This is a genomic window from Acetobacter okinawensis (assembly GCF_002153655.1).
In the GTDB taxonomy this organism is placed as follows: Bacteria; Pseudomonadota; Alphaproteobacteria; order Acetobacterales; family Acetobacteraceae; genus Acetobacter; species Acetobacter okinawensis_A.
This window is the reverse complement of record NZ_JOPJ01000006.1, coordinates 345,346-364,514: the sequence shown is the minus strand read 5'-3', so window position 1 is coordinate 364,514 and position 19,169 is coordinate 345,346. Positions and strand designations below refer to the sequence as shown.

21 protein-coding genes are annotated in these 19,169 nt (G+C 58.1%); 9 read left to right on the top strand and 12 right to left on the bottom strand.

All coding sequences use genetic code 11. The annotated features are described in order from the left end of the window. Positions 1 to 255 precede the first annotated feature (255 nt). Positions 256 to 621, top strand: coding sequence for a hypothetical protein (locus HK26_RS04465; protein WP_086638744.1), 366 nt, complete (start codon positions 256 to 258; stop codon positions 619 to 621). Here the strand turns inward: HK26_RS04465 and HK26_RS04460 are convergent. After that, a complete protein-coding gene (locus HK26_RS04460; protein WP_086638633.1) occupies positions 595 to 1,554 on the bottom strand; it encodes a threo-3-hydroxy-L-aspartate ammonia-lyase in 960 nt (319 codons plus the stop codon). The two genes, HK26_RS04465 and HK26_RS04460, sit on opposite strands and share 27 nt — an antisense overlap. A 166-nt stretch (positions 1,555 to 1,720) precedes the next feature. After that, positions 1,721 to 2,599: a LysR family transcriptional regulator gene (locus HK26_RS04455; protein ID WP_086638632.1), complete on the bottom strand. Its 879-nt coding sequence runs from the start codon at positions 2,597 to 2,599 to the stop codon at positions 1,721 to 1,723. 168 nt (positions 2,600 to 2,767) lie between these two features. On the opposite strand from HK26_RS04455, the gene HK26_RS04450 reads away from it, so the two are divergent. Further along, the gene (locus HK26_RS04450; protein ID WP_086638631.1) at positions 2,768 to 3,790 is read left to right on the top strand and encodes a YeiH family protein; all 1,023 of its coding nucleotides are present in this window, start codon (positions 2,768 to 2,770) and stop codon (positions 3,788 to 3,790) included. A gap of 51 nt (positions 3,791 to 3,841) precedes the next feature. On the opposite strand, the gene HK26_RS04445 is transcribed toward HK26_RS04450, so the two are convergent. After that, the gene (locus HK26_RS04445; RefSeq protein WP_086638630.1) at positions 3,842 to 4,117 is read right to left on the bottom strand and encodes a putative hemolysin; all 276 of its coding nucleotides are present in this window, start codon (positions 4,115 to 4,117) and stop codon (positions 3,842 to 3,844) included. 189 nt (positions 4,118 to 4,306) lie between these two features. Between HK26_RS04445 and bioB the strand changes: the two genes are divergently transcribed. Genes bioB through HK26_RS04425 form a run of 4 tightly spaced genes read left to right on the top strand, consistent with a single transcriptional unit; the run spans position 4,307 to position 7,207 of the window. Beyond that, a complete protein-coding gene (bioB, locus tag HK26_RS04440; protein ID WP_086638629.1) occupies positions 4,307 to 5,305 on the top strand; it encodes a biotin synthase BioB in 999 nt (332 codons plus the stop codon). Between the two features lie 9 nt (positions 5,306 to 5,314). Further along, entirely contained in the window at positions 5,315 to 5,959 is a 645-nt protein-coding gene (queE, locus tag HK26_RS04435) for a 7-carboxy-7-deazaguanine synthase (RefSeq protein WP_086638628.1), read from the top strand. Between the two features lie 2 nt (positions 5,960 to 5,961). Beyond that, positions 5,962 to 6,690: a 7-cyano-7-deazaguanine synthase QueC gene (gene queC, locus HK26_RS04430; RefSeq protein WP_086638627.1), complete on the top strand. Its 729-nt coding sequence runs from the start codon at positions 5,962 to 5,964 to the stop codon at positions 6,688 to 6,690. Beyond that, complete coding sequence (locus HK26_RS04425; protein ID WP_086638626.1) at positions 6,683 to 7,207, top strand: 6-pyruvoyl trahydropterin synthase family protein; 525 nt, start codon at positions 6,683 to 6,685, stop codon at positions 7,205 to 7,207. Before queC ends, HK26_RS04425 begins: the two co-directional genes overlap by 8 nt. Before the next feature lie 48 nt (positions 7,208 to 7,255). Here the strand turns inward: HK26_RS04425 and HK26_RS04420 are convergent, their stop codons facing one another. After that, positions 7,256 to 8,755, bottom strand: a complete 1,500-nt coding sequence (locus tag HK26_RS04420) for a malate:quinone oxidoreductase (protein ID WP_257640859.1) — start codon at positions 8,753 to 8,755, stop codon at positions 7,256 to 7,258. 275 nt (positions 8,756 to 9,030) lie between these two features. On the opposite strand from HK26_RS04420, the gene HK26_RS04415 reads away from it, so the two are divergent. Then, on the top strand, positions 9,031 to 9,486 hold the full coding sequence (locus HK26_RS04415; protein ID WP_086638625.1) for an OsmC family protein: 456 nt from the start codon (positions 9,031 to 9,033) through the stop codon (positions 9,484 to 9,486). On the opposite strand, the gene aroC is transcribed toward HK26_RS04415, so the two are convergent. Then, positions 9,471 to 10,544 carry a chorismate synthase gene (gene aroC, locus HK26_RS04410; protein ID WP_086638624.1) on the bottom strand — a complete coding sequence of 358 codons (1,074 nt, stop codon included), beginning with the start codon at positions 10,542 to 10,544 and terminating at the stop codon, positions 9,471 to 9,473. The two genes, HK26_RS04415 and aroC, sit on opposite strands and share 16 nt — an antisense overlap. Positions 10,545 to 10,552: 8 nt before the next feature. Further along, complete coding sequence (gene fabI, locus HK26_RS04405; protein ID WP_086638623.1) at positions 10,553 to 11,392, bottom strand: enoyl-ACP reductase FabI; 840 nt, start codon at positions 11,390 to 11,392, stop codon at positions 10,553 to 10,555. 191 nt (positions 11,393 to 11,583) lie between these two features. Here fabI and pdxH point away from each other — a divergent pair, with 191 nt between their 5' ends. Further along, entirely contained in the window at positions 11,584 to 12,222 is a 639-nt protein-coding gene (gene pdxH, locus HK26_RS04400; RefSeq protein WP_086638622.1) for a pyridoxamine 5'-phosphate oxidase, read from the top strand. 69 nt (positions 12,223 to 12,291) lie between these two features. Continuing rightward, a complete protein-coding gene (locus HK26_RS04395; RefSeq protein WP_086638621.1) occupies positions 12,292 to 13,170 on the top strand; it encodes a universal stress protein in 879 nt (292 codons plus the stop codon). A 29-nt stretch (positions 13,171 to 13,199) separates the two neighbouring features. On the opposite strand, the gene HK26_RS04390 is transcribed toward HK26_RS04395, so the two are convergent. The 6 genes from HK26_RS04390 to HK26_RS04365 are packed head-to-tail and all read right to left on the bottom strand — an operon-like array spanning position 13,200 to position 19,168. Further along, positions 13,200 to 14,006, bottom strand: a complete 807-nt coding sequence (locus HK26_RS04390; RefSeq protein WP_086638620.1) for an MBL fold metallo-hydrolase — start codon at positions 14,004 to 14,006, stop codon at positions 13,200 to 13,202. An 18-nt stretch (positions 14,007 to 14,024) separates the two neighbouring features. Further along, positions 14,025 to 14,813 carry a TatD family hydrolase gene (locus tag HK26_RS04385; RefSeq protein WP_086638742.1) on the bottom strand — a complete coding sequence of 263 codons (789 nt, stop codon included), beginning with the start codon at positions 14,811 to 14,813 and terminating at the stop codon, positions 14,025 to 14,027. A gap of 11 nt (positions 14,814 to 14,824) precedes the next feature. After that, entirely contained in the window at positions 14,825 to 16,363 is a 1,539-nt protein-coding gene (gene metG, locus HK26_RS04380) for a methionine--tRNA ligase (protein WP_086638619.1), read from the bottom strand. Beyond that, positions 16,360 to 17,319: a DNA polymerase III subunit delta' gene (locus HK26_RS04375; RefSeq protein WP_086638618.1), complete on the bottom strand. Its 960-nt coding sequence runs from the start codon at positions 17,317 to 17,319 to the stop codon at positions 16,360 to 16,362. Before HK26_RS04375 ends, metG begins: the two co-directional genes overlap by 4 nt. Continuing rightward, complete coding sequence (gene tmk / locus HK26_RS04370; RefSeq protein WP_086638617.1) at positions 17,312 to 17,950, bottom strand: dTMP kinase; 639 nt, start codon at positions 17,948 to 17,950, stop codon at positions 17,312 to 17,314. The genes HK26_RS04375 and tmk overlap by 8 nt, the downstream gene beginning before the upstream one ends. 3 nt (positions 17,951 to 17,953) lie before the next feature. After that, a complete protein-coding gene (locus tag HK26_RS04365) occupies positions 17,954 to 19,168 on the bottom strand; it encodes a D-alanyl-D-alanine carboxypeptidase family protein (RefSeq protein ID WP_086638616.1) in 1,215 nt (404 codons plus the stop codon). Position 19,169: the final 1 nt, after the last annotated feature.

The window sequence follows — 19,169 nt, the reverse complement described above, 5'->3', positions numbered from 1 at the left end:
ATAATATATCTTATGCGATAATTGGCTGTGCGCTGCACACCAAACACACACCTAGGGTAGATCAGGACTGTTCAACCTATGCGTTCAAAAAACACCTCCGCGCACCGTTTAACATGCTGGGGTTGTGACGCCCCGCGATTAGAATGGGTCTATAGCCCTCCCCCAACTGCAGGATGGAGACAAAATAGCCCGTATGTGCACTACAATGCACCGAGTAGCCATTTTTCTGTCACGTCAAATCCATATGACCTGATCATGCAAAAATATTATCTGGCGTTCATCATAGCCATCAGCACTCTATGCCCCTTACCCAGCTTTGCGCAGCCACGCGAGAGTTGGCTCCCAGAATCTGGTGTAAAGTCTGCTTACAGCCCGCTGGCCATTCCAACCACAATGCGCCCTTTACAGGAGTCTCTGGCAGCACTGCTCGCAAAGGACTACCACATTACCAGCATGGCGCATGATGGTCCTTCCGGCGCTGTGTTTACGCTTGCCTCCCAAAGGCAAACAGTGCTTTGCGCCCTGAATCCTCCAGACCTCCAAACGGACCAGAATGTCCCTACATCACGCTGCTGGGCACTGACCGAGCCAGTGTTAACCAATAAATCGGGCAAACGCTGAAATATCTATATTCCCGCCAGATAGCAGCACACCAACACGTCGCCCCTGCCATTGTGGTGCGGCAGCAAAGGCCGCCGCTGGCGCCAGACATCCGGTTGGTTCCACAACAATTTTCATACGCTCAGCCAATAGGCGCATGGTTGCAACCAACGCTGCATCATCCACCGTAACAAGATCGCGGACGTATTGCTGTATGATGGCGAATGTCAGAGCCCCCACGCTGGTGGTCTGCGCACCATCCGCAATTGTGCGCGGGGTCGCGATTTTGACAATGTGCCCTGCCGCAATGGACTGTCGGGCATCATCCCCTGCCGCTGGCTCAACCCCTATAACGGCGCAGTCGGGTGCAATTTTATTCGCCACAAGCGCACAACCAGAGACAAGACCACCCCCACCAACAGGTACAAACAGCGCATCCAGCGACCCTGTTTCCTCCAGCAGTTCCAATGCGGCCGTGCCTTGGCCTGCAATAATATCCGGATGATTGAAAGACGGCAGCAGTGTGCCACCCCTCTGGGCTACAAGGCGGGCTGCTATTTCCTCACGGTCCTGGGAGTATCGGTCATAGGTTACAACCTCCGCCCCATAGCCGCGCGTTGCGGCAAGCTTCATGGCGGGAGCATCTTCTGGCATCACAATAACTGCGGGTATTCCCGCATCACGCGCGGCACAGGCAATGGCCTGAGCATGGTTGCCGGATGAAAACGCCACAATCCCTTTTTGTCTTGTGGCTTCTGGCAAAGCGAGAATCGCGTTGGTTGCGCCCCTGAACTTGAAAGCACCCACACGCTGGAAATTTTCAGCCTTGAAAAACAACTCCATCCCACTCAGCGCGTTAAGATAGCGGGACTTGAGGACCGGTGTACGATGGGCCTTGCCCTGTATTCTGGCCGAAGCTGCTACCACGTCACTAAAAGTCGGCAGAACTGTCATGTTTGGGTGTCCGGTTATATCCACCGCGTAAAGCTTGCGGGAGCAATTGGAACAAGGGCAAGGAACCTAGCATAGTTTTGCACCTAACGTGATGCCTTCAAACGGATTTTTTGCCCCTCAGACCACACATGCCTCTGGCTGATGTGTGGTCCCCGCCCGTTCCTCATCAACGCTTTTGCTGGGTGATCAATTCCAGCAATGCATCAGCCGCCTGACTGCGATACCGCTCCTTGTGCCTGAGGCCATAAAACGCACGGGTACCCAAAGTCTGTGGTACCGCGTGCAGCGTGCCAGCCTGTAAGGATGGCGCCACCACCAAAGACGAGAGCGCACCAATCCCTGCTCCTGCTTCTATGGCGGTGCGTACGGCCTCGTTTGAAGGCAGAACAAGGCTTATGGTGATATCCTGCAAGGCGATGCCCAACCCGGCAAGGTAATGCTCCAATGCAGCGCGCGTACCAGACCCCTGCTCCCGCATGACCCATTGGGCCGCACAGAGCCACGCCCGGCTTATGGTGTGCGGAAACTGTGGCCCTGACTGAATAATTGTCAGGTGATCCTCCCCAAGCGGCCATTGTGCCAGAGCGGGGTCATCCACCACACCTTCAACAATCCCCATCTCCGCCTCTCCATCCCGCACGCGGGAGGCGGCATCAAGCGTATTGCTGATCGCCAGATCAACCTCAATATCCGGGTAGCGCTGCCTAAAAGCGACAAGAATGGGCGGTAGCCAGTACGCAGCAATGGTCTGGCTGGCAACAAGGCGCAACGTACCCCGTTTTAGCCCACCCACCTCTTCCAGCACATTACGGGCTACGGCGGCACGGGCCAGAACGGCACGGGCCTCGGGCAGGAACAGCCGTCCGGCTTCTGTCAGGCTTATGCCGCGCCCAACCCTATGGAACAGCTTGACGCCATGCCGTTCCTCCAGTGCCGCAATGGCGGCGGATACGGCCGATTGCGTAACGTGCAGGGCACGGCTGGCCGCCGTAACATGCTCCCGCTCGGCCACAGCCACAAATAGACGAAGTTGCTCCAGCGTCATGCCCTGTGTCCCGCACAATCAATCATAATTAACGATTAAAATGACAATAACTATGAGTTGGATTGATTGAATTGGCTACTCTTAAAACCGGGGAGGACAAAAGGACAAACCGCCGTGGCAACAGCCCCTCCCCCTGCACGCCTTTCCACAAGGTTCTCTATTCAACACATGCAGAGCATTCTGCCGGGCATGTTGCTCTGCCTTTTGCTCAGTGCTTTTGCCGTAGTGCTGGAAATGGCAGAAAGCAGGCTTCTGGGTAAAGCATGGCTGGAAAGCCTCAATCTGGCCCTTCTACTTGGAGTTGGCATACGAACAGCCTGCAAACCCGGTCCCCGCTGGGCCGCAGGCACGAAGTTCTGCTCCAGAACTCTTTTGAACATTGCCATCGTTTGTTTGGGTGCATCCTTTGCCCCAAATGCCGTTTTTGGCGCAGGGCTGCACCTGCTCCTGGCGGTTGTGGCTCTTGTTGCCTCCAGCATTGTTTTTACCTTGCTGGTTGGATCACTCACAGGTTTGCCTATGCAGCAACGCGTACTCGTCGCCTGCGGGAACGCAATATGCGGGAACTCCGCCATAATGGCCGCAGCGCCCGTTATTCATGCACAAGATGAAGACGTAGGCACCACCATTGCTTTTACTGCGGCCGGTGGCCTTGTGGTCGTTCTGGCGCTGCCACTTCTGCTGCCATCCCTGAACCTCACGCCAGAGGCACAGGGCACGCTGGCGGGCCTGACCGTTTATGCCGTGCCGCAGGTTGTGGCCGCAGCAGCACCTTTTGGCCAGACCGCCATCCATGCAGGCACGCTGGTCAAGCTTATGCGCGTACTTATGCTGGGGCCAGTCTGCCTTGTACTCGGCCTGATTGGCACAGCCCGAAAGATACCGATTCAAGAAGCTCCGCAAGCTCCGGCCAGATCCCCCGCCATCTTCCGCCTTGTCCCGTGGTATATTCTGGGGTTTGTGGGCGTGATGCTCGCACGCGCGGCCAACCTTGTCCCCACGCAGGCCGTAGAGCCTTTAAGCCTTACAGCAACTGCCCTGACCATTATGGCAATGGCAGCCCTTGGTTTGAGTGTAGACCTGCGCACGGTCATGCGCGCAGGCAGAGCCTTAGCCCTGACGGTTCTTTTTTCCCTGATCGGGCTGATTGGGGCCAGCCTGATACTCGTCAGGCTGAGTGTGGGGGCATAAGCGCATCCGAACGATATGCCCTCCCCCGGAATGAACCGCCTTTACAGCAGATTACCCCTCCTGCCGCGGGTTGTCCTGACGGAACAGTTTCCATTCTTCCACCACAGTGCCATCAGGCAGATGGCAGTACCCGACCTGACCCTTGTCGGTTGTTTCCATCTTCAGTTCACCACCTTTTTTCACGCAGTAGAGCGATGCAGGGTTGGGCATGCGCAGGAGCCCCACGCCACGCCCCGACCGTTCCTGTGGGTGCTGTTCACACGCCCCCAGTGTTCCAAGCGCGCCCAGTGCCAGAGTCAGCCCCAGAACCGTTTTTCTTTTTACCATCGTAAACACCTTAGTTTTTGCATTCAGGTTGAGCGTGGCCGCAGTATGCGAACACTTTACTCCCGTTGTGAAGGCGGTGCACGCATTAAGGAGCAGCTTATGCCCGCCTGCTAAAAACTGGCTTTGAAGAGTCAAACGCGATATACTCGTCAGTCTTTCCTTTAGCATATCTGGTTCGGTTGATATTCCATGCCTGATGGTTCGCCCTCTTTTACCCGCCCCGCCCCTTCATCTGTGGACACACGCCATGACTGGAGTGTCGCGCAAGTACAGGCACTGCTTGACCTCCCCTTCCCGGAACTGATGTTTCAGGCGCAAGCCATTCACCGCGCGACATTTGATCCGACCGAAATTCAGATTTCCACTCTCCTGTCGATCAAAACCGGCGGCTGCCCGGAAGATTGCGCCTATTGCCCCCAGAGCGCACTCCATGAAGACGGCGTAAAAGCCGAAAAGCTCATGGCGGTTGAAAACGTGCTGACCGAGGCCAGAAAAGCCAAAGCCGCAGGAGCCAGCCGTTTTTGCATGGGAGCTGCATGGCGGACGCCCAAGGAACGGGACATGGAAACCGTCTGCGCCATGATTGAAGGCGTCAAGGAACTGGGGCTGGAAACCTGCGTCACCCTTGGCATGCTGGACGATGCACAGGCACACAGGCTCAAGCAGGCCGGTCTGGACTATTACAACCATAATATCGACACCTCGCCTGAATATTATGGCCAGATCATTACCACCCGCACTTATCAGGAACGGCTGGATACGCTCTCCAATGTGCGTGATGCGGGGATCAATGTCTGCTGTGGCGGCATTGTTGGCATGGGCGAGAACGAAACCGACCGTGCGGGCCTGATAACCGCACTGGCCAATATGCCCACCCACCCAGAGAGCGTGCCGATCAACCTGCTGGTCCGCGTGGAGGGCACCCCCCTTGCCCACGCAGATGAGGTGCAGCCGCTGGACTTTGTGCGCATGATTGCCGCCGCCCGCATTACCATGCCCAAAAGCCGCGTGCGCCTTGCCGCCGGGCGCGAAAATATGACCGATGAAACACAGACCCTGTGTTTTCTGGCCGGGGCCAACTCCATTTTCTATGGTGAGCGGTTGCTGACCACGCCCAACCCGCAGGCCCAGCGCGACCGGGCCCTGCTGGATACGCTGGGCATGCATACGACCGGGATCGGCCTGTAAGACTTTAAAATGGTTTACTCGGTCAAAGAAATTTTTCTCACCTTGCAGGGCGAAGGGGGGCAGGCAGGACGCGTGGCCGTGTTCTGCCGCTTTACCGGCTGCAACCTCTGGTCCGGTCGGGAGGAAGACAGAGCACAGGCCACCTGCCAGTTCTGCGATACCGATTTTATCGGCACCAACGGCACTGGTGGCGGGCGGTTTAACACCGCTGCCGCTCTGGCCGACCGTATTGCCGGGTTCTGGCCTGCCTCTGCTCCGCCCACTCCTGCCCGCCGTCTGGTAGTTTTTACAGGGGGGGAACCACTGCTCCAGCTGGACACAGCCTTGATCGCCGCCATGCATGACAGGGGTTTTTCCATTGCGGTTGAGAGTAATGGCACGGTGCTGGCCCCACCGGGCATAGACTGGCTGTGCATCAGCCCCAAAGCCGGTGCGCCACTGGTGCAGACCAGCGGCACTGAACTCAAGCTGGTCTACCCGCAAAGTGGGCTGAACCCGGCAGATGTGGCCGGACTGGACTTTGCACAGTTCTGGCTACAACCCATGGATGGTCCCGCTCAGGCGGCCAACACACAGGCCGCCATTGCCTATTGCCTGCAAACACCGCAATGGGCCTTGTCCCTGCAAACCCACAAGCTGACGGGAATACCCTGAGCATGCCCCTGTCCTCCAAGGAACAGACTGAATCAGCACTTGTCCTTTTTTCTGGTGGGCAGGACTCTGCAACATGCTTGGCATGGGCGCTGTCGCGCTTTGGGCATGTGGAGACCGTGGGTTTTGACTACGGACAACGCCATGCCATTGAGCTTGAATGCCGCCAGAGCATACGGGATGGACTGGCAGCCCAGAACCCGGAATGGAAAAAACGCCTCGGGCCGGACCATACCCTGCCCCTGCATGCCCTGAACGATATTTCCGACACGGCACTCACCCGTGATGCCGAAATCTCCATGACTCAAAGCGGCCTGCCCAACACCTTTGTGCCCGGTCGCAACCTGATTTTTTTAACTTTTTCCGCCGCTCTGGCTGCCCGCAGAAGTATACGCCACATTGTAACCGGCGTGTGCGAAACAGACTATTCCGGCTACCCGGACTGTAGAGACGACACCATAAAGGCCCTACAGGTCGCCCTGAATCTGGGGATGGAGAGCCGGTACGTCCTACACACCCCCCTGATGTGGCTCGACAAGGCCGAGACATGGACACTGGCAGAAGAACTGGGGGGCGCGCCACTGGTCACGCTCATTAACCATGAGAGCCATACATGCTATATGGGCGAACGTACCCAGCGCCACGCTTGGGGCTATGGATGTGGCACCTGCCCCGCCTGCCAGCTCCGCCGCGCCGGATGGGAAGCCTACAGAGCAGAAGACCAGCATGCCTGACCTAGTTTTTACGCGCCGTTTTTCTATGGGACACCGCCTTATTCACGGTGCCAGCGAGAGCTGCGCCCTGCCCCATGGTCATAATGAATTTATAACGGTGCGGCTTAAACCCACGCGTCCCAGCCGTCTGGATGGTTCTGCCAACATGCCGGTCTCTTTTCAAAAAGCAAAGCAGACCTGGCACCGTTTTGTGGATGAGCGGCTGGACCACGCGCTCCAGCTTGCAGGGGATGACCCACTTCTTGCGTGGTTTAAAGCGCATGAACCCACACGTGCGGCACGCATTGTGGTCACCCCCGGCGACCCGACAACCGAACTGATGACCTGCCTGCTCATGGCCAAGATCAATGCCTTCCTTCTGGCCGAAGGTGGGGTTTTATACTGCTCGGAACTGAGCATTGAAGAAACCCCGACCAATACAGTCAGCTTTGCAGGCGACCCGGCTGACTTTATCCCCAATACCGACATTGGGCAGGCATGCTGGTGGAACCGGGCCGACATGAGTATCGCAGACTAAGCCTCCGCTTTTGCCCCCCATAGGCACTGCATACGGGGGGCTGCGGAATTACTGAGTCAGGCCCAGCACCTGCGTTGTTTTATCAAAAACTTCCTCACACAGGTCTGGGTGACGAGCGAGCTTTTGCCCGAATGATGGAATGATCTGGCGCAGCTTGTCTGTCCATCCCGGCATTTTTGTGGGGAAGCACTTTTGCAGAACATTCAACATGATTGGCGCTGCGGTAGATGCACCGGGGGAAGCCCCGAGCAGCGCAGCAACGGATCCGTCCTCACTGGCGATCACTTCCGTGCCAAATTGCAGAACGCCCCCTTTGGCTGCGTCTTTTTTGATAATCTGCACACGCTGGCCTGCCACAACCAGTTCCCAGTCCTTGGCCTGAGCGTTGGGAATAAAGTCCTGCAGAGCTTTAATGCGGGCAGCCTGCGTCTGCATGACCTGTTCGATCAGATATTTGGTCAAGGCCCAGTTATCCCGCGCGACTGCCAACATGGGACCAATATTATCAGCCCGGACCGAAAGCGGCAGGTCCATCAGGGACCCCTGCTTTAAAAAGCGTGTGGAAAAACCCGCGTAAGGCCCAAACAGCAAGGCGGGGCTACCATCGATCATGCGCGTATCAAGATGTGGCACGGACATAGGGGGAGCCCCAACGGATGCCTTGCCGTAAATTTTGGCATGATGCTGGGCGATCAGGTCCGGGTTGGTGCACCGCAGGAACTGCCCACTGACCGGAAAACCGCCAACGCCCCGTGCTTCTGGAATCCCTGTTTTTTGCAGCAGGGAGAGTGCTCCACCACCACTGCCAATAAAGACAAAGCGAGCTTTGACCTCACGCTGGGTATTCTGCCGCAGGTCACGAATTTTCAGCGTCCAGCCGTCAGTGCCATTACGGGAAATGTCACTCACCTCATGCTGCGTATGCAACGTGCAGGCCGGTGTGCTGGCAAGATAGGTGAACATCAGGCGGGTCAGGGCACCAAAATTAACATCCGTTCCTTTAAGGCTACGGGTCAGGGCCAGTTTCTGCCCGGCAGGGCGATCACGCATGATCAACGGCGCCCACTGGGTGATCTGGGCCGTATCCTCGGTATATTCCATGCCGGAGAACAGGGGGTGCTGGGCAAGTGCTTCGTAGCGTTTGCGCAGGAACGCCGCGTTATCTTCTCCCCATACAAAGCTCATGTGCGGGACAGGCGTTATAAAGCTTTTGGCCGAGACAATAATCTGGTTTTCCACCAGATAGGACCAGAACTGGCGGGAAATCTGGAACTGTTCGTTCACCCCCACAGCTTTGGAAATATCCACGCTGCCGTCTGTTCCTTGGGGCGTGTAATTCAGCTCACACAGGGCAGAATGTCCGGTGCCTGCGTTATTCCACGCATTGGAACTTTCTTCCGCAACGCTGCCCAGACGCTCGAACACGCTGATGCTCCATTCCGGCTGGAGTTGACGCAGCAATGTTCCAAGCGTTGCACTCATGACGCCGCCGCCGATCAGGACGACATCAACGGAAGAAGCGGTATCGGTCGTGGTGGAACTCATTATGGTCTCCGCGTTGTCAGCCTCGCCCGCCGCCGCGCCTGCGTATGGAAACGGGGCCAAAGATAACAGCCGGAATGCTCCTACTCCTTCGTGCTTGCAAGGCATTACGGAGCAGTCACGGCCTTATTATTGAATGCAGTATAGGCACAACTGGGCCAAAACGCCTTTTCATCTCTGCGAGAGCAGAGGCTCTGGCCGAACTTTATACCCCGCTCCACGTTTCTCCCTTACGATGCCCGGCCAACGCGCCGGGTGAACCGCACAAGGACGCAGCCAGCATGGGCACTATTGTCAAACACGGGAGCGCACACTGGGAAGGGGCGATCAAGACAGGCAAAGGCACTGTTTCCACCCAGAGCGGAGCACTCAGCCAGCAGCCCTATGGCTTTAACACCCGCTTTGAAGGCACGCCCGGCACCAACCCGGAGGAGCTTCTGGGGGCTGCCCACGCGGCCTGTTTCTCCATGGCTTTATCATTGATTCTGGGGGATGCAGGGCTGACCCCGAGCAGCATTGATACACGGGCCGATGTCAGTCTAAGCAAAACAGACACAGGGTTTGAGATTACCGCCATCGCCCTGACCCTGAAGGCCAGAGTGCCAGAAGCCACTCAGGCCCAGTTTTTAGAGCTCGCCAATAAAGCCAAGGAAGGTTGCCCCGTTTCCAAACTGTTCAGGGCCCCCATAACGCTGGACGCTACTCTGCTCGGGTACGGGGCTCAGCCCCCCATCTGAGCACGGTGGCGGAGCAGATGGTCTGCCAGAACGCAGGCCATCATGGCTTCCCCCACGGGAACAGCCCGAATACCCACGCAGGGGTCATGCCGCCCTTTGGTAATAACCTGTGTTTCCACCCCATCCTTGGTAATGGAGGGAACAGGCGTTAGCATGGAACTGGTTGGCTTGACCGCAAAACGGGCCACAACCGGCTGCCCGCTGGAAATACCCCCCAGCACCCCTCCGGCATGGTTGGACCCAAACTCCAGCACACCATTGCGCATGAACAGGGCATCGGCATTTTCTGGCCCGCTGAGGGAGGCTGAGGCAAATCCGTCCCCTATCTCCACCCCTTTTACGGCATTGATGCTCATAAAAGCTGCGGCAATATCCGCATCCAGCTTGCCATAAATCGGCGCGCCAAGCCCTGCGGGCACACCATCAGCCACAATCTCGATCACCGCTCCAATGGATGAACCATCCTTGCGGATGCCTGCCAGATACGCAGCCCAGTCATCCACCACCCCTGCATCGGGGGAAAAGAACGGGTTGCGTTCCACCTCCGCCCAGTCCCAACGGGTACGGTCTATATCCTTCGGGCCAAGCTGGACCAATGCCCCACGGACCTGCACACCTGCCCCCAGCACCTTGCGCGCCACGGCCCCTGCGGCAACACGGCAGGCTGTCTCCCGCGCGGAAGAGCGCCCTCCACCGCGATAGTCGCGTATGCCGTATTTAAGGTCATACACAAGGTCAGCATGACCGGGGCGGTATGTCTGGGCTATGTCGCCATAATCGCGCGAACGCTGGTCCGTGTTCTCTATCATCAGGGAGATGGGAGTCCCTGTGGTCTGTCCTTCAAACACACCGGAGAGAATACGGACCTGATCGGGCTCCTGACGCTGTGTGGTAAAGGCGGACTGCCCCGGTCGCCTGCGGTCCAGAAAAGGCTGAATATCAGCCTCACTCAACGCAATGCGTGGCGGACAGCCGTCAATGACGCAGCCAATGGCTGGGCCGTGGCTCTCGCCCCACGTGGTAACCCGGAACATATGCCCGAAAGTATTGTAGGACACGGCGGTGTTTAGTCTCCGGCAACAGAAATATCGGGAGCGGTCGGGTTTTTCATACCCACAATATTGTAGCCACAGTCAACATGGTGCACTTCGCCCGTAACACCGGAAGACAGGTCGGAGAGCATATACAGCCCTGCCCCGCCCACTTCCTCCAGCAGCACATTGCGCTCGAGCGGTGCGTTATACTGGTTCCACTTCAGAATATAGCGGAAGTCGCCAATGCCGCTGGCAGCGAGCGTCTTGACCGGACCGGCAGAAACCGCGTTAACGCGGATCCCGTCCGACCCAAGATCGGCAGCCATATACCGCACGGAAGCCTCAAGCGCTGCTTTGGCCACGCCCATAACATTGTAATGGGGCATCACACGCTCAGCACCCAGATAGCTGAGTGTCAGCAAGGAGCCGCCATTCTTCATCAGGCTGGCAGCGCGGCGTGCTACGGCTGTAAAAGAGTAACACGAAATATCCAGCGCGGTCAGGAACGCATCACGCGGGGTGTCCACGTAACGGCCCCGCAGGAACTGCTTGTCTGCCCAGCCAATGGCATGAACAACAAAGTCCAGTTCGCCCCATTCACGCTCAATGGTGGCAAAGGTTTCGTCTATGGCGGCATCATCGGTTACGTCGCACGGCAGAACCAGCTTTGCGCCAACGCTCTCCGCCAGAGGCTGCACGCGCTTGCCCAACGCCTCGCCCTGATAGGTAAATGCCAGTTCACCTCCCTGCGCGGCCACTGCGGATGCAATGCCCCATGCAAGAGAGCGGTCATTGGCAACACCCATCACCAGACCTTTTTTGCCCTTCATCAGTGTGCCTTTTGTGGGCAGTACGGCGTTGGGAGCAGACATGTGGGAACCTCAACCTACTTGTTTCGGAAAAAATTCTGGGTTTTCTGTAGGGGTGGTCGCATACACCGGCGCGTGAAACAAGCCCAAAGACGCATGGACATGCTTTAAACTCACATCGGGCAGGAGTATGGAATCACACACGAATGCGAGCAACGCCCCTTTCCATGACATTTAGAGCAAGAGTGCGCCCCATGCCCGAAACAGACCCCAACGCGCCCACAGTCCCCTTTGTAGAGCACCCCCTGATCGACCTGACCGCCGACCCGTTTGCCCTCTTTGAGACATGGCTGCACGACGCGGAAAAAACCGAACCCTGCGACCCTAACGCCATGGTGCTGGCAACCGCCACAACAGAGGGGCGGCCATCTGCACGCATTGTCCTGCTTAAAGGGCATGACCGCCGGGGGTTTGTTTTTTATACCAACATGTTCAGCCGCAAAGGGCGCGAACTGGCCGACAACCCATGTGCTGCACTCCTGTTCCACTGGAAGAGCCTGCGCCGCCAGATTAGAATCGAAGGAAATATTACTCCGGTCTCCGATGCAGAGGCAGATGCCTATTTTGCGAGTCGGAGCCGTATATCCCGCCTTGGGGCCATTGCCTCCAGCCAGTCCCGCCCTCTGGCGGACCGGGATATTTTTGAAAAACGTCTCAAAGATGCGGAAGAGGAGTTTGGTGACGGTCCCATCCCCCGCCCCGAAAACTGGTCTGGCTACCGGGTCAGCCCGCAGCATTTTGAGTTCTGGCAGGAACGTCCCTATCGCCTGCATGACAGGGCCATATGGGAACACCATGGGAACGGATGGGACGTTACGCGGTTATACCCGTAAAGCCCCACTTCCGGTCTTCCACCCAACGCACACAGACCATCGGCACAGACATTAATAAGGAGCGATATAATGAAAGACGTCCGCAAAATTCTGCTACCACTCCCCAGCACGTCCAATGCCGAGGCCGCTCTGGCCCGTGGCGGCATGTTTGCCCGCCGGTTTGGCGCCCATCTGGCCGTGCTGCACGTCCGCCCCGATGGGCGCGATATTGCCCCACTGGCTGGCGAGGGCATGTCTGGCGCCATGGTGGAAGACCTTATGCGCTCGGCTGACCACGAAAGTGCACGCCACGCCCATGACGTGCACACGCTGTTTGAGCGCTACGTGGCCACCCAGCCCGACATCAAGGTTGTGCCGCTGCACAGCACCTACCCTCAGGACGCCCCAAGCATCAGCTTTACCGTAGCCCGTGGCGTGGAGAGCGAGATTATTCCCGCACAGGCGCGCCTGTCGGACTTTACGCTGGTCCCCCACCCTGATTCAGGGGATGAGGTCTCCTCCTCCGAAACACTGCATGCCGTTCTGTTTGATAGCGGGCGCCCTGTGGTCATAGCTCCACGCACAACGCCTCTGGGGCCAATCAAACGCGTATGCATTGGCTGGAACGGCACGGCGGAATCCTCATCCGCCCTGCGTGGTGCGCTTGCATGGGCCCAGACGGCAGAGGCCGTGCGGGTGCTGCATTGTGGCGATTACCAGCGCCGCGGCCCCAGCGCAAAAGATGTGGTGGAGTATCTGGCGGCCCATAGCATTCAGGCCGATACGGTAGAATTCCAGCCTGTAGAGCGGGATGTGGGCAAGGGCCTGCTCGCCGCCTGTCAGGACTTTAATGCCGACATGCTGGCCATGGGGGCTTATTCACACTCGCGCCTGCGGCAGCTTATTCTGGGTGGTGTTACACGCCACGTGCTGGAATCAGCCAACATTACGGTTCTGATGAGCCGCTAACCCGCTCAACTCTCAGCTTTCCGCCCCGCTCATGGCATGCGGGGCGGGTCTGGGAGTTCAAAACTCATGCCATCCCATGCCGCCTCCACCCCTTCGGGCAGGTTCTGGCGCATCCACTCCCAGTCCATCTCCATGCCCATATGGGTCAGAATAAGGCGCTGGGGCTGTATCCGGGCTTTCCATTCCAGCACCCGCTCCAGCCATGCATGCGCGCCGTGCGGTGTTCTTTGAAAACAGTCCACCATCCATGTCTGCACTCCCTGCAGGCATTCCATGGCCTCGGCTGGCAACTCCACCACATCCGTACTGTACGCAAAGGTTCCGCAGCGGATACCCATGGATGTGACATAACCATGGTTCTGCTCGAACAGAGTGAACTCATACCCACCAATGCTCACAGAGCGCCCCAGCGTAACGGGGCAGCCCACCAGTGCTGCACGAAAAAAATGTGGCGGTGTAACAGGCTTAAAAACATAGGCAAAGCGCTGCTGCAATTCCTCCAGTACATCGGCAGTACCGTAAGCGTTGATCGCCTTACTAATCTGGCGGTTGATGCCCCTTAACTCATCAATACCAGCAACGTGGTCCGCGTGTGTGTGGGTGTAAATCACATGCTCAAACGCGCTTATGCCATGCGCCAGCAACTGGGCGCGCAGGTCTGGCCCTGTGTCCACCAGAACGCCGCATCCATCCCTCATCCGCAAAAAAATGGACGCACGGGTGCGTCGGTTACGCGGTTCAGCCGGGTCACAGGCCCCCCACTGGCCACGACCATCCTCCCCACCCAAGGCAGGCACACCAGACGACCCGCCACACCCAAGCACACTGACCTGCATCCCCGGCACTCTCCCGCGTTAACGAACCTTGCGGAACAACCGCTGAAAATTACGGGTTGTCTGCTCCGCAAAATCTGCAACCTCCAACCCACGCTCATGCGCAATACGCCTTGCCGTATGGGCAACAAATGCGGGCTGGTTGCGCTTGCCGCGCTGGGGCACGGGGGCGAGGTAAGGCGCATCCGTTTCCACCAGAATGCGGTCTATGGGCAACTCGCGGGCAACACTGCGGATTTCCTCACATTTGGGGAAGGTTGCTATGCCTGAGAAGCTGACATACCCCCCCAGCGCCACCACCCGTTCGGCCAGTTGAGGGCCTGAGGCAAAACAGTGCAGCAGAATGGGAAAAGCCCCTATGGCGGACTCTTCCTCCAGAATCGTAGCAACATCCTCATCCGCCTGCCGTGCATGGATAATAACGGGAATATCCAGCGCCCGGGCAGCCTGAATGTGCCTGCGAAAACTTTCCTGCTGAAGGGGGCGGACCGCTTCCTGACCATGGAAGTAGTCCAGACCCGTCTCGCCTATGCCAATTACCTCCGGCGTGTCTGCCAGCGCCACAATGTCCTGCACCGAAGGAACAGGCACTTCCTCCACATGATCGGGATGAGTGCCAATGGTGCACCAGACCCGCATGTCGGGGCTGCCAAAGCCCGTCAGGCGCTTCTGCTGCGCAGCGTGGGACAGGCGCGTACCAATGGTGACCATGCCACTCAGCCCCGCCTCTTTGGCCGCACTGAGCAGAACAGGCAATTCCTCATCGGAAAAATGGTCAAGATGGCAATGAGAGTCGATCAGCCCTGGCATGGGTTCTGCTGTCATGACAGTTCCGGTTCAACATAACGGGGGAAAATACCCTGTGGGGCAGGCAACTGCCGCCCTCCGGGAAGAGGCACCTCCAGAGCTGCAAATGTCCGCTCATCCTGCGTCACACCAAGCTGGTCCAGCATACGGGCCATGCTATCCGGCATAAAAGGCTGGAGCATGGTGGCAATGCCGCGCAGTGCATCCAGCAGAACGCGCAGCACGTCGGCCATACGCTCCACATCCGTTTTGCGCAGCGCCCATGGAGCCTGATGGTCAATATAGGCGTTACAGGCGCGGATCACCTTCCACACATCTTCCAGTGCATCGGTCAGCGCGCATCGCTCAAACTGCGCGCCCAGCAGTTGTGGCAGCACGGCCACCTGCCCCAGAAGCTTCTGGTCTTCTTCTGTCAGGGTTCCGCGCTCGGGCAAAATGCCACCACAGTTACGCGCAACCAGAGACAGCGTGCGCTGCGCCAGATTGCCCAGATCGTTGGCAAGCTCGACGTTGTTGCGCGTTATCAGTGCCTTGCGCGACAGATCGCTATCTCCACCAAACGGCACCTCACGCAGCACAAAAAACCGCACGGCATCAAGCCCGAACTCTGCAACCAGTTCCCTTGGGTCAACCACGTTGCCCAAGGACTTGCTCATCTTCTGGCCTTCAATGGTCCACCAGCCGTTAGCAAAGATTTTTTCTGGCAACTCAATCCCTGCGGCCATAAGGAAGGCTGGCCAGTAGATGGCATGAAAGCGCGCAATATCTTTGCCAACAAGGTGCAGGCTGGCAGGCCAGAAGGCCATGCGTTGTGCATCCATATCCGGGTAGCCAAGTGCGCTCAGGTAGTTGGCCAGCGCATCAAACCACACATACATGACGTGCTGCTCATCACCGGGCACGGGTATGCCCCATTTAAAGCTCGTGCGGCTGATGGAGAGGTTGCGCAACCCCTGTTTGACAAAGCTTATGATCTCGTTCCGGGCACCGTGGGGGCCAAGGAATTCCGGGTGCCGGTCATACAGTTCCAGCAGACGGTCCTGATAATCGGACAGACGGAAAAAATAGGACGGCTCCTTCACCCACTCCACAGGGGCCCCGGTGGGAGCGACCTTTTTGCCATCCGACCCGTCTATCAGTTCATCTTCGCCATAAAAGCACTCGTCACGCAGGGCGTACCAGCCTTCGTAGGCATCCAGATAAATCGCGCCGTTATCTGCCACCTTGCGCCACAGGGCCTGTGCGCCCGCAATGTGGCGGGGGTCAGTCGTGCGAATAAAGTCATCATACGAAATGGCCATGGCATCGGCCATCGCCCGGAAATTGGCAGAAACACTGTCCGCAAATGCCTTGGGGGCCACTCCGGCGGCCTGTGCGGCCTGCTCCACCTTCTGCCCGTGTTCGTCCGTACCGGTCAGGAAAAAGACATCATCCCCAACAAGACGATGGAAGCGCGCCAGAACGTCTGCTGCGATAGACGTATAGGCGTGGCCGATATGCGGTGCTCCGTTCACGTAATAGATAGGGGTGGTGACATAAAAACGACGGGTCATTGTGCGCTCGCAATCGTCATGGCTTCAATAAGAGCTTCCTGTTTATCCAGATTAAAGCGTTCCGTCTCGGTATGAACACGCATAATCTGCTCCCATGCGGTGGCAAAAGCCATGCAATGCGCACTGCCCGCCTTTGCGGCCTGCCGTGCGGCACTTTGCAACTGGTCTGCCAGCAAGGAAAAAAAGAGGCCAAAACCATAGTCCTTACGCAGGACGGCCTCGGCTATTTCGTACCCACGCAGGGCGCTGACACCTTGCAGCACTTCTGTGACCAGTGCGGCCACGCCGCCTTCTGTATCACTCGACAATGCCACAGCCTTGCCCGGCGCTCCATGCGCCTGCGCCAGAATACGCATCAATTCGTGCTCAGGCAGGTCTGGCCAGAGCATGGGCAGAACCTGCCGCATGTCCGCCTCTGATAACGCGGACAACTCAAGCCTGCGGCAGCGGCTCCGTATGGTTGGCAGCAAACGCCCCGGGGCTGAGCTGGTTAAGAATAGCACGGTGGCAGGCGGCGGCTCTTCCAGAATTTTAAGCACCGCATTGGCGGCACTCCGGTTCATCCACTCCGCGCCATCCACAATCACCACACGCCAGCCGCCTTCGGCCGCAGTCCGGCGCAAAAAGGCATTGATTGGCCGCACATCATCCGCCACGATCTCCTGCCGGTAGCGGTGCTTTTTCTCATCATAACCACGCTCGACCACCAAAAGATCGGCATGGGTTGCGGCTGAAATACGACGCCCGGCCAGACTGCCCTCACCTTCCCCCCCAAGCAGGATTCGGGCCAGCGCAAAGGCAAATGTGGCCTTGCCAATACCGGGTGGGCCAGTCAGCAGCCAGGCATGTGGCATACGCCCCTTGCTGAATGCCCCCCGGAACAGTGCCAGTTCAGCGCTATGCCCCCGCAAATGGAGTGACGCCAGACGTGGGGAGAGAGGGGCTGCATCAGACATTGGGTAATTGGGGCAAAATGTCTTTCATAATCCGGCTGGTCACAGCCTCTGCGCTGCAATGATCGGTTGTCACGCAGTGCACACGCTCTGGGTGCTGCTGCGCTATGGCCTGAAACCCCGCGGCAATACGGGCATGGAAGGCCTCATCCGCCTGTTCGTAGCGGTCTGTTGGCGCGCCCCGCACGGCCAGACGCTGCCGCGTGACCTGCCGGGGAGCCTGAAGCAGAAAGGTCATATCCGGCGCAAGGCCAAGCTGGGCCTGCAAGACGGCGATCAATTTCAGAATTGTCGCATCCCCCTCCGCACGGCCATAACCCTGATAGGCCATGGTCGAATCCGTAAAGCGGTCGCACAGTACAATGCGCCCCTGCGCCAGAGCTGGACGAATGACCTGATCCACATGGTCAAACCGGGCTGCAAAATGCGTCAGAATCTCTGAACGGAGGGAAAGAGGCGCCTGCCCGAACAACAGTAATTCACGCAAGGCCTCCGCCCCGGCGGAACCACCGGGCTCGCGCGTGGCCAGAACCTCGTACCCGTGGGATTGCAACGCATCCCGGAGCAGGCGGAGCTGCGTGGACTTGCCAACACCCTCCCCCCCTTCCAGCGTTATGAACACTCCTTGCGCCATAACCTAGAGGTGCAGCCGTCTGCTCGCACGCCCAAGCAGGCCAAGAGCTGGCACAGCCTGCCCCGCCACAAGGGGGATACTCGCTTTTCTGCCCCCCGGCAGCACCACGGTCAGTTGCCCGAGCACCTGCCCGTCCTGCACAGGCGCAATCACCGGGCTGTCATAGTCGATGGACACATGGGTGCTGTTCTTCCAGCCATGAGGCAGCAGCATTTTAAAATCCTGCGCGGCAACCAAAGGTACGGTCTGGCTTGCTCCCATCCATACCGGAGCCTGATCTACGATCTCGCCCTTGCTGATAATCTGGGCGGTTTCAAAATTAGCAAACGCCCATCCCATCAGGCGCTCACCTTCGCGCCCACGCGCACCATCTGTTGGCAGGCCGTTAATGGCCATAACCACACGCCGCCCATCCCGCTCGGACGAGGCGCACAGACCAAACCCGCCAGCATCCGTGTGGCCGGTCTTCAGGCCGTCCGCCAACCCCTTGACCACCAGAATGTTGCGGTTTTCCTGATGTATCTTATTGAAAACAAATTCTTTTTCAGAAAAGAAATGATAATATTCAGGAAAGTCGTGGATCAGACGCAGCGCCAGATAAGCAACATCCCGGGCGGACATATAGTGATTTTCCGCAGGCCAGCCTGTTGCATTCATAAAGTGCGAGTTGGTCAGCCCCAGCTTGGACGCCGTATCATTCATCAAGGCGACAAACTGCTCTTCGGAACCGGAAATCCCTTCAGAGAGCACAATACAGGCGTCATTCCCTGACTGAATGACCATACCCTGAATAAGGTCCTGCACCGCAACGCTCTGCCCCAGCGGGACAAACATTTTGGAGCCCTGCATGCGCCATGCCCGCTCGCTTACCGGGAGCATCTGGTCCAGCTTGAGCCGCCCGGCCCGCAGCATGCCAAATGTGACATAGGCCGTCATCATCTTGGTCAGGGATGAAGGCGGCATCCGCTCATCCGCATTTTTTTCCAAAACGGTGGTGCCGCTGCCATAGTCCAGAATACAGGCCCAGCGTGCCATTGTATCCACTGGCCCAACGGGAGTAATGGCCGGTGATTCGGGCACAACACTCCCTGCCGGAGCCACGGCTGCGGACGCAGCGGACGATGTTGCCCCGTGCCGGGGGCGCGCAACCGCACTGCCCACCAGCCCACCAGAGATAAGGGCAGCGCCCCCTGCGAGTAAAAACCGTCGAGTCTGCAAA